This is a genomic window from Dermatophilus congolensis, assembly GCF_900187045.1.
In the GTDB taxonomy this organism is placed as follows: domain Bacteria; phylum Actinomycetota; class Actinomycetes; order Actinomycetales; family Dermatophilaceae; genus Dermatophilus; species Dermatophilus congolensis.
The window spans coordinates 2,546,456-2,561,518 of the sequence record NZ_LT906453.1 but is presented as its reverse complement, the minus strand read 5'-3'; the positions used below and the strand labels follow the sequence as shown (position 1 = coordinate 2,561,518).

Annotated in this window: 15 protein-coding genes; all 15 read left to right on the top strand. The window is 59.5% G+C overall.

The annotated features are described in order from the left end of the window. Window positions 1–2: 2 nt before the first annotated feature. The 15 genes from fliG to CKV89_RS11140 all read left to right on the top strand — a co-directional run bounded on the left by fliG (window position 3) and on the right by CKV89_RS11140 (window position 15,057). A complete protein-coding gene (gene fliG, locus CKV89_RS11210; RefSeq protein ID WP_028326741.1) occupies window positions 3–1,013 on the top strand; it encodes a flagellar motor switch protein FliG in 1,011 nt (336 codons plus the stop codon). Next, a complete protein-coding gene (locus CKV89_RS11205; RefSeq protein WP_169714605.1) occupies window positions 1,006–1,755 on the top strand; it encodes a FliH/SctL family protein in 750 nt (249 codons plus the stop codon). Before fliG ends, CKV89_RS11205 begins: the two co-directional genes overlap by 8 nt. A 65-nt stretch (window positions 1,756–1,820) precedes the next feature. Further along, a complete protein-coding gene (locus CKV89_RS11200; protein WP_051277399.1) occupies window positions 1,821–3,107 on the top strand; it encodes a FliI/YscN family ATPase in 1,287 nt (428 codons plus the stop codon). 132 nt (window positions 3,108–3,239) lie between these two features. Continuing rightward, entirely contained in the window at window positions 3,240–4,172 is a 933-nt protein-coding gene (locus tag CKV89_RS11195) for a DUF4300 family protein (protein WP_051277222.1), read from the top strand. 164 nt (window positions 4,173–4,336) lie between these two features. Beyond that, window positions 4,337–4,846 carry a hypothetical protein gene (locus CKV89_RS11190; RefSeq protein ID WP_028326738.1) on the top strand — a complete coding sequence of 170 codons (510 nt, stop codon included), beginning with the start codon at window positions 4,337–4,339 and terminating at the stop codon, window positions 4,844–4,846. After that, entirely contained in the window at window positions 4,843–6,051 is a 1,209-nt protein-coding gene (locus tag CKV89_RS11185) for a transglycosylase SLT domain-containing protein (protein WP_095068540.1), read from the top strand. Before CKV89_RS11190 ends, CKV89_RS11185 begins: the two co-directional genes overlap by 4 nt. Next, the gene (locus CKV89_RS12580; protein WP_028326737.1) at window positions 6,051–8,387 is read left to right on the top strand and encodes a flagellar hook-length control protein FliK; all 2,337 of its coding nucleotides are present in this window, start codon (window positions 6,051–6,053) and stop codon (window positions 8,385–8,387) included. Before CKV89_RS11185 ends, CKV89_RS12580 begins: the two co-directional genes overlap by 1 nt. Before the next feature lie 75 nt (window positions 8,388–8,462). Further along, window positions 8,463–9,212, top strand: a complete 750-nt coding sequence (locus CKV89_RS11175; RefSeq protein ID WP_084440880.1) for a flagellar hook assembly protein FlgD — start codon at window positions 8,463–8,465, stop codon at window positions 9,210–9,212. Between the two features lie 285 nt (window positions 9,213–9,497). Next, window positions 9,498–10,376 (top strand): flagellar hook-basal body complex protein, encoded by an 879-nt coding sequence (locus tag CKV89_RS11170; protein ID WP_028326736.1) that lies wholly within the window; start codon window positions 9,498–9,500, stop codon window positions 10,374–10,376. 119 nt (window positions 10,377–10,495) lie between these two features. Then, the gene (locus tag CKV89_RS11165; protein WP_028326735.1) at window positions 10,496–11,299 is read left to right on the top strand and encodes a flagellar hook-basal body protein; all 804 of its coding nucleotides are present in this window, start codon (window positions 10,496–10,498) and stop codon (window positions 11,297–11,299) included. A gap of 240 nt (window positions 11,300–11,539) precedes the next feature. After that, window positions 11,540–11,794: a flagellar FlbD family protein gene (locus tag CKV89_RS11160; RefSeq protein ID WP_028326734.1), complete on the top strand. Its 255-nt coding sequence runs from the start codon at window positions 11,540–11,542 to the stop codon at window positions 11,792–11,794. Between the two features lie 2 nt (window positions 11,795–11,796). Next, window positions 11,797–12,582: a motility protein A gene (locus CKV89_RS11155; protein ID WP_028326733.1), complete on the top strand. Its 786-nt coding sequence runs from the start codon at window positions 11,797–11,799 to the stop codon at window positions 12,580–12,582. After that, entirely contained in the window at window positions 12,582–13,484 is a 903-nt protein-coding gene (locus CKV89_RS11150) for an OmpA/MotB family protein (RefSeq protein ID WP_051277218.1), read from the top strand. The genes CKV89_RS11155 and CKV89_RS11150 overlap by 1 nt, the downstream gene beginning before the upstream one ends. Window positions 13,485–13,535: 51 nt before the next feature. Continuing rightward, the gene (locus CKV89_RS11145; RefSeq protein WP_028326732.1) at window positions 13,536–14,012 is read left to right on the top strand and encodes a flagellar basal body-associated FliL family protein; all 477 of its coding nucleotides are present in this window, start codon (window positions 13,536–13,538) and stop codon (window positions 14,010–14,012) included. A 175-nt stretch (window positions 14,013–14,187) separates the two neighbouring features. Beyond that, entirely contained in the window at window positions 14,188–15,057 is an 870-nt protein-coding gene (locus tag CKV89_RS11140) for a flagellar motor switch protein FliM (protein WP_028326731.1), read from the top strand. The last annotated feature ends 6 nt before the right edge of the window (window positions 15,058–15,063 follow it).

Genomic DNA, 15,063 nt, shown 5'->3' with positions numbered 1-15,063 from the left:
TCATGAGTACCGCGCAATTGTCCGGTCTGCGTAAGGCCGCGATCCTCCTCGTACAGCTCGGTAAAGAACACTCCGCTGAGATTCTTAAACAGCTCCGCGAGCCAGAAGTGGAGGCGTTAACCGCTGAAATCGCTCGTCTAGAAAACGTGGACGTCGACACGTTGGACGGCGTGCTGGAGGAGTTCCAGCAGCTAGCCAAAGCTCGTAAGTATTACGTGCAGGGCGGTGTGTCGTTCGCTGAGGAGGTTCTTGTCGCCACGATGGGGCAAGACAAAGCGAACGAGGTGATGCAGCGTCTGTCGGCTTCGATGGTGGAGATGCCGTTCGAGTTCTTGCGGCGCGTTGAACCCAAAGTGTTGCTGACCTACCTGGCTGACGAGCACCCGCAGACGATCGCCTTGGTCATCGCCTACCTGCCAGCTGATCAAGCCGCCATTGTCTTGTCTGGTTTGCTGCCAGAAACACAGGCCGAAGTGGCACACCGGTTGGCCATCATGGACCGCACCAGCCCAGAAATCGTCAAGCAGGTGGAAGCTCACCTGGAGCGACGCCTGTCCACGGTGGTTCAGGCTGCCGACTCCACCACCGTTGGTGGCCTCAAACCATTGGTTGACATCATCAACCAATCCGACCGCACCACTGAACGGATGATCCTCGACGGCCTGGAAAAACGCGACCTCGACCTAGCCGAAGAGGTCCGAGCACACATGTTCATGTTCGAGGACATCACCGGACTGGACGACCGCGCCATCCAGGTAGTGCTACGCAAGGTCGAATCCAAAGACCTTGCTGTGGCATTGAAAGGTGTACGCGAGGACGTGCGCGAGAAAATCACCCGCAACATGTCCGAGCGGGCAGCATTGTCGTTGGCCGACGAGATTTCGATCCTGGGGCCGGTGCGGTTGAAGCAGGTCGAGGAAGCCCAGGCCGTGGTGATCCGCCAGATCCGCATGCTGGAAGAGGCAGGCGAGATCGTGGTGGCACGTGGTGGAGGGGACGAGTTCGTTGCCTAAGCCCAACCGGCAGGGCCCAGCAGCGCTGGTTGGTCGGCGCAGCGGATTCGTGCTGCGCGGTAAAGAAGCTGAAGAAAGCACCCGCCGCGCAGTGATCTCTTCGGACTTAGTGATGAGCCCGTTCGCCGGTGTTGACTACGCCGACCCGCGCCTGACTGATCCGCACATGCATAAGCTTGTGGAAGAGGCCCGCGAAGAGGGCCGACGTCGCGGCTACGAAGAAGGACATGCTGAAGGGTTCGAAGATGGTCGGGTCGCTGGGCTAGAGATGATGGCCGGCGAGATCGCCAAGATGAAAACAGCCGCCGAGGCTGAGGCAGAAGCCAACCGCACCAGACTCAAAGAGTTCCACACTGCAGTAGAGAACGCAGTGCAAGATGCCCTGGACTACCAGATGCCGATGATCGAGGAACTGCGCGGACTCGTAGGTGACTTGGCTGTCGATATCGCTGAAGAACTCGTGGGCCACCATTTGGCAGTGGGGGAGTGCGCCGCAGTCGATCAGGTGCGGCGTGCCTTGGCCTCGATCCCGCGTGACGTGGACGTGACATTGCGCGTCAACCCGCAGGATCTAGAGATGGTCACCGACTTCACTGAATCCACCACGCAGCAACGACGGGTGCGGGCTATCGCTGATGCCACGATCGCCCATGGCGATGTTGTAGCAACCGCCCAAAACCTCGAAGTGACGGTGACATTAGCGGACGCTGTCGCCGCGGTACGGAAGGTGCTGCATCCGTGAACCTTGATGTTCCAGCTCGCGAAAGTGAACGTTCTTACCTGCTGGGTCGGGGTGTATATGCAGATATGCGGGCGCAAATGCTGCGCGCAACCGCTCCAGTGGCGCACGGCACCGTGGTCAGCGCGGTGGGTCTATCTATCGACGTGGCGGGGCTTCAGCTAGCGGTGGGAGAGGCCGTACGGATCCTAGGCGACGATGGCCCCATCATCGCTGAAGTCGTAGCGCTGCACGAGGGGTACGCCTCGTGCATGCCAATTTCGGACTTGCGGGGCGTACGGGCCGGTAATCCCGCCATCGCTACCGGTGGGGCACTGGAAGTCCCCGTCGGAATGGGGATGTTGGGTCGCGTGGTGGACGCATTAGGGCGGCCAATGGACGGCGGCCCGGCTTTGAGCGACGTCACCCTAGTAACCACAGAAGGAAGCCCACCCCCGGCGATGGACCGAGAACGGATCGGCACCCCGATGCCTTTGGGAGTGCGGGCAATGGACACGTTGATCCCATGCGGCAAAGGGCAACGCCTAGGCATTTTCGCTGGATCAGGTGTGGGAAAGTCATCGCTGTTGTCCATGATTGTTCGTGGCTCTTCAGCACCAGTGTGTGTACTGGCCCTGGTGGGCGAGCGCGGCCGTGAAGTCAGAGAGTTCGTTGAAGGTGACCTCGGCCCTGAAGGTCTGGCGCGATCAGTGGTGGTAGTGGCCACCTCCGATGAACCCGCGCTGGTGCGTCTGCGCGCGGCCTCTACTGCCACCCGTATTGCCGAGTGGTTCCGCGACCAAGGCCAAGACGTCATCTTGTGTATGGACTCGGTGACGCGTGTAGCGATGGCTCAGCGCGAAGTCGGGCTTGCATCTGGGGAACCACCGGCAACCCGCGGATACCCCCCAAGCGTGTTCGGAATCATGCCCAAATTGTTGGAACGGGCTGGGATGGCAGCCACCGGGTCCATCACGGGGTTGTACACGGTTCTTGTTGATGGTGATGACCTCAACGACCCCATCGCCGACAACGTGCGCTCCATCCTCGATGGCCACATCGTTTTGTCCCGAAAACTTGCCACTCAAGGACATTTCCCCGCGATTGACGTGCTGGAGTCCATCTCCCGTGCCAACAAAGCCCTCACCACCCGTGAGCAGCGTGAAGCTGCTACAACTATCCGTAAGCTCATGGCCGCGCAGCGAGATGCCAAAGACCTCATCGACATTGGCGCCTACGTCAAAGGCACCAACCCACTGGTGGACAAAGCCCTCGAACTAGCCCCCGAGATCTCCTCATTCCTTATACAAGACATGGAAGACCTCACCCCATACGAGCAGTCCTGGGCGCAACTATCCGCGATCGCCGCGCGGTAATCCACCAATCCTGCACACCCGCGCCCAGCCCACGCGAAACCTGTGAGTTGCTTGTGAACTCAGTGGTGTTCCCTTAGAGAGGAACGATGGTAGGTAAGCCCTGGCTCACCTGCGACAAACACCGGAGGTCACATGAAACATGTACACGTCCGCGCTATCGCGGCAGCAAGCGCCCTGTCGCTAGCGCTATCTGTGGCAGCGGGAACTACCAACGCGTGGGCAAGCACCCCCCCCCACGATGGAACCAAAACCGCCAACCCTGCGCCGATCGCCACAAGCACCTGGTCAAACCTGGCCGGACCGACCTCCAAAGCCCAACTTCAAGCAGCGTTGACCGCTGCCGGTGTCGAGAAAAAACGCATCGACGTGGTCATGCAGCACGCCGACCAATTCACCAAAGCAGTCCAACCAGTCAAACTCGTCGACACCTTCAAACCACTTCCCATGGCCAAGAAGTACGACGTCTACGACCTGCAAGAAAAGTGGAATAAAAAGCACCCCAACTTCCACGGATACAACTGCCGAATCACCGCCTACTCGCTCATGGGGCCACGCATCACCGTCGGGAAAAAACCAGCACCCGTGCCGGCCCACCCCGACCTATTCCTCGACGAAGAGTCCCTCAAAACTGACCCTTCAGCACTCATCGGCGGACAAAACATCAACGCCTTCAAGAGCATCTTCACCACCATCCCCACCAGCCACACAACCTCAACAAAAACCCACGTAGAAACCGTGCAAGCCGCCTGGAAAAAACGCGGCGTAACCTTCACTGCAGATGCCAAAGCCCGCCTCATCTCAGTGTTCCAACACAACAACATCGACAAAGACGACTTGTTCATCGGACACACAGGCGTGGCCTTCCCCCAAACTGACGGGCGGGTCCTATTTGTCGAAAAACTCGCCTTCCAAGAGCCCTACGTCACCACCATGTTCGCCAACCGAACCGAACTAGCTAACTACCTGTTCAAGCAATACGACCTCAACAACCCCGACCTCGGACTGGCCAAACCCATCATCATGGAAAACGACAAACTCATGGAAGGCGCCCCCAGCGCCGCATAACCGCCCCAACTCTTTCCTCTCACAGAAGGCCTCGTCGCACCCACCGTGCACGAGGCCTTTTCTGCGCACCACACAAACCAAACAAGCACCTCACAAGCACCCCTCCCCCCGCCGATAAGAGCGCACAAGCCCCACCACACCAAACACCCACCGCAGGAGGTGACATGCCCAAATTCACCACCCCATACGACACCCTCCTGCGCGTACGACGCATCGAAGAAGACAAAGCCAAAGCCGCCCTCGCCGCTGCCAACGCCGAACACCGCGCCGCCCTCGCACGCCTAGACTCCACCCGCCAAGCCCACCGCGACGCCATGAACAAATCACATGGTGAGACCGACATCAACGGATTCATGCGCGAAGCACTCCACGGCCAACGCCTCGCCCAATCCATCATGTGGGCCAGCTACGAAGCCGAAAAAGCAGACACAACAAGACAAACCGCCCTCGGCCACGTCACCAAAGCCTCACAACGCACCCAAGGCCTCGAACGCCTCGTCGAACGCGCCAAAGAAGAACGCTTCGAACGAATGCTTGCCGCCGACCAACAGGTAGCCGAAGAGAGTAATGCAGGAGTCCGTGCCCGCAAGGCCGCCGCCGAGGCAGCACGCCGCGCCGCACGAACCCAACACCACCCAGAAACACCGCACGAGCAGTACACGAGGGGAGCATGATGGCCGTCGAGGTGAGCGGAATCACCGCAGCACAGGCACGAGTCGCCCAGCTGAACAGTATGTTCGGCCAGCCAAGCATGCCCGCCCCTACCACCGGCACCGCCTTCTCCACCTCCATGGACAACGCCCTGGAGGCAATCAAAAAACCCGCAAACACCGCTACCTCCCTGCCCATCACCGGCTCTGCAGAAATTGACGCCAAAAACAGGGCAGCAGCCACCGTAGAACGCCCCTTCATCTACAACCCCTCCGCCCGCGAAGCTGCCCTCAAAAGCGACGCCAAAGACGTCTTCGCCAAAGCCGCCGCCGCAGCTCGCGGCGAAACCCCCACCACCGGTGCCGTCACCAACACCCCCGTCAACATGGACGGCAGCACCAAAGCCGACAAACTCATCGCCACCGCCAAGAAATACCTAGGCATCCCCTACAAATGGGGCGGAACCAACCCCAACGTCGGCCTCGACTGCTCCGGCCTGGTCCAACTCGTCTACAAACAACACGGCATCAAACTGCCCCGCGTCGCTGCCGATCAACAACGCGTCGGCACCAAAATCGACAGCATCAAAGACGCCCGACCCGGCGACCTCGTCTACTTCGGCGACCCCGCCCACCACGTCGGCATCTACGTCGGCAACGGCAAAATGCTCCACGCCCCCCACACCGGTGACGTCGTCAAAATCTCCAAACTCCACAAAGACCTCTCCACTATTCGCCGAGTCCTACCCGACGATGCCTGGACACCTCCCGTCACCACCCTCAAAGCAGCACGCACCGAAACCCTCGCTGCCCCACGCTCCGTCGCCGGTGTCCTAGCCCAAGCCCCCGCCGCATACCAGAAACTCTTCCTCGCCGCCGAGGACAAATATGGAGTCTCTGCTGACCTACTTGCCGCCGTCGCCAAACAAGAAAGCAGCTTCAACCCCACAGTGGTTAGCCACGCTGGCGCACGCGGCCTCATGCAACTCATGCCCGGCACCGCCCGCGCACTTGGCGTCACCGACCCCTTCAACCCCGCCCAAGCCGTCGACGGAGCTGCACGACTCCTACGCGACCACCTCAAAACCTTCAAAACAGTAGAACTCGCGCTCGCCGCCTACAACGCCGGACCAGGCGCGGTTCGCAAATATCACGGCATTCCCCCCTACGCCGAAACCCAAAACTATGTCCGCAGGATCACCGCAAACCTCAAGGGAAGCAGAGCCTGATGAGCCGTCTGGAAATCTCGTCGGTGAACGCCGCTGACGCCGCCCTCACCCGTTTGCGTAAGTCATCCCGCGCCGGGATGGCCGCGCGCGACTCCCAAGACCGTACCTTCGGTGAAGCGCTCCGCAGCGCCACCGACACCCCCCGCCGAGTCTCTCGCGAGGCCCAAAATCGCACCTCCTCACCACTGGGCGTCAAGAACTCTGAGACCGACACCGGCCACATCCACACGTCCCCACAGCAGAATGCGGCCGAACAGCCCAGCAACGTGCGCTCAACCCAGCCAGTGACAGCGCAGGCTCCCACCGCACCTGAACACAACCCGCTGCAGCAAGCGCCCAATAACACCCAACAAACCCAGAACACATCCACCGTCACCGGGGGAGTGGCAGCACTCTTGCCAGGTACACCTGGAATCGAAGAACCGATGATCAGCATCGGCGCGGCCCCCCTCACCGGCGCTGACGCCCCGATTGTGGCCTTCACATCCCCCATCTCTGGCCCCGTGACCGGAGTGCTTCCTGGACTTCCTGAAGCTAACGGCGCAACCACCACCGCTACACCCGCCATCACCGAAACCTCGCCCACCCTGCCCGGCACCCCCGGCACAGAGGAAACAAACACCCCGCTCACCGCCGCCCCCACGACACCGGCAGCCACCCCCACCCTGCCAGTTACCACCCCCACCACCGACCAAACCACCCTGCCTGCCGTGGGCGCGCCTGAACAAACAGCCTCCACACCACCCGTTCTTGACCCATCTGCCACAGCAACGCCTCCCACCAACAACGACATCCCCGTCCCCGGAGAAGGCAACGCTACACAGCTGCCCCCACAATCTGCTGCACCTAACAACCGTGACGCCTCAACACTGACAACTCCCCAGCCAGCGGTGCCCCCCACAACCAACCCACCCACTAACGAACAACCTGAACTACACACCACACCCGGCAACCCAGACCTGACTGCGCAACAGCCCACACTCCCCGAACCCACCACACCTGCCGCTGACCAGAATGTGCGCACAGCCACGGAAACACAGCAACAAACTCCGCAGAACACCCCCTCAGCGACCGACATCTCCGTGCAGGCCAGCGAACTAGGGCTCCTCACCCCCAACTCGCTGGGACAAACAACACCAGCCCCCAACCCCACCCCAGCCCCGGCCGAAGCCACCACCGAAGCAGCAACTGCCCCTACAAACACCGCCCCAACAACCCCGGCCCCAGTGCCCACCTCGTTCACACCACCTACACCTCAGCTAGCCACACCCAACACCCCTGAACAAGGCACCCTGCCCAACACCGCTACGGCGCCACAACCAGCAGTAGGAAACGAACTCACAGCACCCTCTGCTGACACACCCGAAAACGTGGCCACTTCACCAGTGACCGGGCAACCCGTACCAGCCGCGCCCGCCACCCCAGCGCCAAGCGACTCGAACCCCGAAAACCCCACGCCCACCGCGCCCCCGCCTGCCAACGAAGTCCCCACTGACCCAGCCATCACTCCAGGGGAAGGCAACACCAGGCCCACGACACCTGCCATCCCCACCACACCACCTGAACCCACCGAAGAGATCCCCGCCCCACCCCGCAACGAACGCCCCACCCTGCCACCGGCGACCCCACGGCCAGAAAACCCCGAACCTCCTCTCACACCAGAACCCTCCCGCCCTGAGGTCCGTCGTCCGGTGGCGCCATCACCCACGCCTGAACAGCAATCCCTTCCGCCAACCAGCTCACGCCCCCCAGCGGAAACAGCCCCACCAGCACAACAGCCCGCACCCACCAACCAGGCCACCCCGGCGCAACAAACACAGGGAATTTCAGCCACCACAGCACCCTCAACAACAACCCCCACCAGTAGCGCTCCCGCACCGATGGTCAGCGCACCCCCTGTTCCGCTCTACCAACAACTCGTCACCGGGGTGTCCCCGATGCTGCGCGGCGTCGATGGGCAGTACGCCCTTATGCTGCAACTGACCCCAGTGAACCTCGGACACGTGCAACTACAGGTAAGCGTCAAATCCGGTCAGGTATCCATCCACGTCAAAGCAGTTGACGCCGCTACTGGCCAACTCGTCGAAGAAAACCTCGACGACCTCAAACAAACACTGGAACAGCTCGGCGTGAAAACCGGAAGCATCGACGTCTCCACCGGTGAGAGCGGAGACACCGAAAGTTTCGAAGAAGCCTTCGGCGCAGATAGCGGATGGCAAGACTCATCCACCGTCACCACCGGCAACAAAGGCGCCACCACCGAAATCGGGCAGGAGCAACAACCAATCTCCGCCCCAACCCCCAACGGCAACGACCGCCTCAACATTCGTCTCTAACTACCCACCCCCTCCTATGGCGGCACCACCCATGTGCCGCTACACCCCACCTCGCCCTAAACCCAGGAGAACACCATGACTGACGCATCTGCGATCAGCGGAACCACCACCACACCCACAACGACATCCGCTACAACAGGCACCACCGGCACCAGCGGAAGCGCAGCTGCAGGCACCGCAACCGTCTCAAACACAGCCAGCGGCACAGTCGTCACCATTACTCAGCCTGACGGATCAAAATTTCAATATGTCATCCCCACGATGGGGTCTACCGTCGTTAAAAATCCTGACGGGACAACTCAGACTGTCTGGACCCCGACACCAGCTGACGGGATGTCTGATCTGGCGAAGAAAAATAACGCCAAATACAACCAAACGCTCAATGCCGATGACTTTATGAAGCTACTTGTGGCCCAGCTCCAGTACCAAGATCCCTCAAAGCCAGCGGACACCGCGCAAATGATGCAACAAACTGCGTCTGTCTCGATGGTGGAACGTATTAACGAGATGGCCGGTGCAGCGGAGTCGATGACTAAGTCCAGCGAGGCGCTCGCCGCGGCTAACAAAGAACTCGTCGCATCCAACACAACAATGACCCAACATCTGGGGTCCCTGCTTGCCCAACAATCACTTTCGGCCGCGATTGGTCTTATCGGGCAGACCGTTACCTACACCACAGGTACTGGTGATGCTGCTACTACTACACAAGGAACAGTTGAATCCGTAAAGATTGGGGCCGATGGGCCGATTCTTAAAGTGAACGGGACAGACGTCCCGGTCGACTCGGTCACAGCGGTCACGCGCGGCACAGCCGCGCAGGCCTGACACATAGCCTCTTCACCAGTAGCGGGCAACCACACTGACTCGCGAACCACTCCGCATCATGGATGAGGCGGAACCTCCCCGGTCACGGATGACCACACCTTTTGGGACTACGCACCGCACCGGCCCCTCCACCGGCAGCTAGCCACCCGGCATTCGCGTACAGCCTGATACGGCGGCGATCCCGCCGAGCGAAACTCCCGACGGCAGATCCCGTCTTACCGCTAGAAAACACATGTCGCTCACCCCGGCCCCCATATTCGAGGGTGAGCAGGAGGATTCCCACTCATGATTCGTTCAATGTGGTCCGCCGTCTCCGGCCTTCGCAACCACCAGATCTACCTCGACGTCACCGGTAACAACATCGCCAACGTCAACACCCACGGCTACAAATACCAACGTGCCGTGTTCGAGGACAGCCTCAACCAGGTTGTTCGCAACGCTGCCGCACCAGATGAAGCCAACGGGACTGGTGGTCTTAACCCCACACAGGTTGGCCTTGGCGTTCGGTTAGGGCAGATCTCTGGAAACTTCACCCAAGGCGGTCTGCAAGTCACCAACGTCCCCACTGACGTTGCTATTCAAGGTGACGGATTCTTCATTGTTCAAAAAGGTGACTCGAAGTTTTATACCCGAAACGGTGCTTTCTCTCTCGACCAAAACGGAAACTTGACGAGTAGCGATGGCAGCTTCGTCATGGGTGTTATGGCCGGGGATCCGGTAGCAACTGCGCCTGACCCTGCATCAATCAAGCTTGATCCGACTAAGCCCACAGCTCGGATAAAAATCGATACCACTAAGTGGCGAAACTTTCAGATTTCACCCAATGGCATGATTAGTGGCGTACCGGTTGCGAGCACGGACGGCAAGATCCAGATTATTGGTCAGATCTCGCTTGCCAAGTTCAACAACCCTGCAGGTCTTGACCGTGTTGGTGGAACCATGTTCGCAGAGACTCTCAACTCAGGTGTGCCGCAGTTCCACGCACCTAATGACAAAGCCAACGGCATGGGCTTCGTGACCTCCGGTACGTTGGAGCTATCCAACGTTGACTTGGCTGGTGAGTTCACCAACCTGATCATGGCCCAGCGCGGTTTCCAAGCGAACTCCAAGGTTGTTTCTGCCTCTGACGAGGTCCTTCAAGACCTCATCAACATGAAGCGCTAATCCGCTGACTAATAAGTGACTCCTCCCGTGCCGCCCCGCCCCTCGTGGGTAGGGCGGCACGAGGCCGAAATAGGCGCTACCAGCGCACCCATTAGCTCTTCAGCAATCGAGAGGTCGGCATGTTCCGCTCCTATGACGTGGCCGCCAGCGCGCTGCGCTACCACCAGCAATACCTCGACGTTGTCGGTAATAACATCGCCAACGTCAACTCCGACGGATTTAAAGGCAGCCAATTCGTTTTCGACGAGGTACTCAACCAGCTCGTCGATGGCACCAAAATCGCCCCACCACGCCCCCAACCCCAAGGCGCCATCAACGCAGCCATGGCCGGACTAGGGGTAGCCCGCCGCACAATCCCCGGCGACTTCGCCCAGGGCGCCTTCAAAATCACAAACCAATCCACCGATTTTGGTATCCAGGGCGAAGGCTACTTCGTTCTTCGATCCCCCAAGGGGCCGGTATACACCCGCAACGGCAACTTCACCTTCGACTCAACCGGCACCCTCGTTGCTGGCGACGGAAAGAAAGTCCTCGGTACTGACAACCGCCCCCTCCGGGTGCCCGCTCAATACCAAAACAAGCCCTTCTTCATGAATGCCTCCGGACAACTGGTTGTGCGTAACGGAGATCCCGGTGGCGTTGTTATCGGTCAGATGAAACTGGCCCGGTTCACTAACCAGCAAGGCCTGCTCCGAGAAGGCAACACCGAATTCAGTGCCACCGCCGCATCCGGTACACCCATCGAAGGGGCACCAGGAACCAATGGGCTTGGCCAAGCAATTTCCGGTGTCACCGAGATCAGCAACATTCAACTCGCCGACCAATTCACCAACCTGATCATGGCCCAACGTGGCTTCCAAGCCAACGCCAAAGTCCTAACAACCACCGACGAAATGGCCGACCGCATCAACCAAATGCAATGACGTAAAAGTCAATTAGGTACCTGAATAAGCGGGTGGCTGAGTTTGCCTTCACCACGGCACTCATCCACCCGTTTACAGCGAACCTGCATATCCACAGGCTTCTTGTCTTATCACCCCGCTCACCTGCGCGAATCGCTGCCGCAATCCGCTTGCCGCTGCGCTCAACTCCGCCCAGAGGTCGTCGATAAGCAACTGTCGGCCAAGGACCGGACGACGAAACACAACCAGGGACGGGAACCCATGATCATCTGCACGAGACGGAACGGGACCAGCTTCGCGCTCAACCCCGATCTCATCGAGCGCATAGAAGCCACACCAGACACAGTCATCACACTCGTCAGCGGCACCAAATATGTCGTTGCTGAACCCGTCGATGACCTCGTCCACGCCGTACGCGACTTCCGCGCTTCCGTCCTGATCGCCACGAACACGCCGCCGTCGCCTGACGTTCCCCGTCAAGCACGGCTCCGATCCGTCTCGAACCCGGAGAGCTAAACATGGATCCGATCACAATGATCATGGTGGGCCTCACCTTCGTGGGCGTCATCGGAACAATGCTCCTCGACGGTGTGCACGTCACCGTCCTCATCCAGCCCGCGGCACTCATGCTCATCTTCGTCGGCACCTTCGGCGCCGCCTCAGCAGGCATGACCAAAGCCGACCTCGCTGAAATCCCCCGCGGATTCAAACGCGCCTTCCTCAGCAAAGCCCCCGACGCCTCCGGGCTCGTCGACGTCATCGTCAAAATGGCCGACCGTGCCCGCCGTGAAGGGCTCCTCGCCCTCGAAGACATGGCAAAAGAAATCGAGGACCCCCTCCTCAAAGAAGGCATCCAGATGACCGTCGACGGCTCCGACGCCGACGAAATCGCCGAAATCCTCGAAATGCGCGTCACTGCCAAAAAAGAACAAGACAAAGTTGGCGCAGCCTTCTTCGAAGGCCAAGGCGGATACGCCCCCACCCTCGGCGTCGTCGGCGCCGTCATCGGCCTCATCCACGCCCTGGGAAACCTCGACCAAGTCGACAAACTCGGCGAAATGATCGGCGCCGCCTTCGTCGCCACCCTCTGGGGTGTCCTCATCGGTAACGCCGTCTGGTTGCCCATGGCAGCCAAACTCAAACGACTCTCCGCCCTCGAAGTCAAAGGCATGGAGATGATCATCGAAGGTGTCCTAGCTGTACAGGCCGGAACATCACCCCGCGTCGTAGAACAAAAACTGCGCTCAGCGCTGCCCAGCGGCGGTAAAGACACCGGCAAGGGCAAAGAAGCGAAGGCAGCATAATGGCGCGGAAAAAGAAACGCGAAGAGCACGAAGAACACGCCAACCACGAACGGTGGATGCTCTCCTACGCTGACATCCTCACCCTCCTGCTGGCCCTGTTCATCGTCATGTTCGCAATCTCCAAAGTGGACCAGCAGAAACTACAAACCTTCGCCGAAGGAACCGCCCAAGCATTCGGACAAGCAAACCTTGCCATGCAAGGAAAAAGCGGAAACCTCGAAGGCCGCGACGGGATCTTGGAAAACCAGAAACCTGGTCAAGAAACCAAAGTCCCAGACAACGAAGCAGCCCAGCCCTCCCCGCTGAGCCAATCGGCCCTCCAACGCGAACAAGCCGCAGCAAAAGCCGCAGCAAAAGAGAAAGAATCCCTCAAACAACTCCAAATCAAAATCGCTGCACAACTCAAACAAGCTGGCCTGGCCAACGCCGCCAAATTCGAAATCAACGAGCGCGGACTCGTGGTCAACATCGTCACCGACAAAGTGCTTTTCGATACCGGTAAAGCAGACCTGCGCCCTGCAGGAAAGAAAGTCATCGACACCGTCGCCCCCATCCTCAAAGGCATCCCCAACTACATCGCCATTGAAGGACACACCGACAACGTCCCCCTTACCGCCGCGAACCGCTCAAACTGGGAACTATCCACCGACCGTGCCGCAGCAGTGCTACGCACCCTCGTCACCGACGGAATCCCAGCCTCCAAAGTATCCGCCTCCGGGTACGCCGATCAGCGCCCCATCGCTAGCAACAAAGACGACGCAGGCCGCGCCATGAACCGACGCGTAGCCGTAGTCATTCTGCCCACCGTGCCACTGAACAACTCCGCCGCAGCCAGCAACGCCGTCCAACAACCACCAGCAGGAACTGCAGCGAACACGCCATCAAACAAAGTTGGCAAATAAGCCCCACCAACAACACACCCGTCAGCACCACCCCTCTAAGGAGAAACCACCATGGCCGACAGCGAAGAAGACGATAAAAAATCCGGCGGAAACAAAAAACTCATCATCATCCTCGTCGCCGCTCTTGTCGTAGTACTCGTTGCTGCTGGCGTCATCGTCATGATGCTGCTCGGGGGGAACAAGGAACCCGAACCCGACCCCGCTACCCAAAACGGTGCCGTCTACGCGATGAAAGATCCCATGACTCTTAACCTCGCCGACGGAAAATTCCTCAAAGTGAACCTCGCCATCCAAATGAGCAAAGCTGGCGATGAACACCTCACCGAAGCCGGAGTGGACGCAGCTAAAGGCCCCGACCTGAGCAAGGCCCGCGATGCAGCCATCGAGATTCTCTCCAAATACAAATATTCTGACCTTCTCCAGCACGAGAAAAAGTCAGAAGCACAAGAAACCCTCAGCAAAGAAGTGAAAAAGCGATATGACGGAGACGTCTTATCTGTGTACTTCACCGAATTCGTCATGCAATAAAACGCCGCATAACTCTCCCTAGGGGCCACGTGACGTAGCCGGGGGTGGGGATGGACTGTCCATCCCCACCCCCGGCTACGTCACGGTTTCGAAGCCTTCTGCCCTCAACCACGATTCGCATCCCCACAGCATGTTTCGCCTCAGATCGCCCCACCAGCTGTCGATCAGATCCCATGTGAGTGCTGAGCCGATCGTCTACGACTTCCGTAGCCCCAACCGGTTCAGTCGCGAGCAGTTTAGGGCGCTTCAGGTGGCGAACGAAACGTTCTCCCGCCAGATCGCGACCGTGCTTTCGACGACACTGCGGATGGTGGTCCACTGCAACCTCGAGGAGGTAGAGCAAACAACATACGACGAGTACATCTCCACCCTACCCAACCCATCTCTGCTGGCCATCGTGACACTGGACCCCCTGCCTGATGCAGGGCTCTTCCACATGCCACTCGAAGTAGGGATGAACGTTATCGACCGCCTCCTGGGCGGACCAGGCACCACTAACCAGCCCACCCGAGCCCTCTCCGAAATGGAAGCAGGACTCATCGGCAACGTGCTGCGGCGCATGGTCAACGAACTCGCCTACGCATTCGAAACACTCGAAAAAATCCATCCCGTAGTCGGGGCGCTGGAGAGCGACGCGCAATTCATCCAGCTGGTGCAGCCATCTGACCCGATGGTCGTATCAACCTTCGAACTGCGTCTAGGAGAGCAAGAAGCAAAAGCTTCCCTCGCCCTCCCGATCTCTACAGTTCAACCCGCCCTAGACAAACTGACGGAAAAACCACCACTGGAACTCACCGGACCCCGGGCAGTAGCAGTGGAACAACTCCGCCAACAAGTTTCGACCGTGCCGCAAGTAGTCCGCGTCGCGTTCGACGAAATCACGCTCACCAGTGGAGACATCCTCGATCTCGAGGTAGGGGACGTGCTCCCACTGGGTCATCCGACCAACCAGCCGCTCACGATGTCAGCCGACGGAGTGCCTGTCGCTAAAGCAGTACCTGGATCGCATGGCCACCGTTTTGCTTGCCAAATCGTCTCCCTCTGACCGCTG

What these genes read in the sequence shown, in the direction of transcription:
- CKV89_RS11150 (WP_051277218.1), top strand. Translation starts at nt 12,582, where the DNA reads ATGGCGCGGAAAAAGAAACGCGAAGAGCACGAAGAACACGCCAACCAC.
- CKV89_RS11170 (WP_028326736.1), top strand. Translation starts at nt 9,498, where the DNA reads ATGATTCGTTCAATGTGGTCCGCCGTCTCCGGCCTTCGCAACCACCAG.
- CKV89_RS11200 (WP_051277399.1), top strand. Translation starts at nt 1,821, where the DNA reads ATGCGGGCGCAAATGCTGCGCGCAACCGCTCCAGTGGCGCACGGCACC.
- CKV89_RS11185 (WP_095068540.1), top strand. Translation starts at nt 4,843, where the DNA reads ATGATGGCCGTCGAGGTGAGCGGAATCACCGCAGCACAGGCACGAGTC.
- fliG (WP_028326741.1), top strand. Translation starts at nt 3, where the DNA reads ATGAGTACCGCGCAATTGTCCGGTCTGCGTAAGGCCGCGATCCTCCTC.
- CKV89_RS11190 (WP_028326738.1), top strand. Translation starts at nt 4,337, where the DNA reads ATGCCCAAATTCACCACCCCATACGACACCCTCCTGCGCGTACGACGC.
- CKV89_RS12580 (WP_028326737.1), top strand. Translation starts at nt 6,051, where the DNA reads ATGAGCCGTCTGGAAATCTCGTCGGTGAACGCCGCTGACGCCGCCCTC.
- CKV89_RS11160 (WP_028326734.1), top strand. Translation starts at nt 11,540, where the DNA reads ATGATCATCTGCACGAGACGGAACGGGACCAGCTTCGCGCTCAACCCC.
- CKV89_RS11175 (WP_084440880.1), top strand. Translation starts at nt 8,463, where the DNA reads ATGACTGACGCATCTGCGATCAGCGGAACCACCACCACACCCACAACG.
- CKV89_RS11195 (WP_051277222.1), top strand. Translation starts at nt 3,240, where the DNA reads ATGAAACATGTACACGTCCGCGCTATCGCGGCAGCAAGCGCCCTGTCG.
- CKV89_RS11165 (WP_028326735.1), top strand. Translation starts at nt 10,496, where the DNA reads ATGTTCCGCTCCTATGACGTGGCCGCCAGCGCGCTGCGCTACCACCAG.
- CKV89_RS11145 (WP_028326732.1), top strand. Translation starts at nt 13,536, where the DNA reads ATGGCCGACAGCGAAGAAGACGATAAAAAATCCGGCGGAAACAAAAAA.
- CKV89_RS11155 (WP_028326733.1), top strand. Translation starts at nt 11,797, where the DNA reads ATGGATCCGATCACAATGATCATGGTGGGCCTCACCTTCGTGGGCGTC.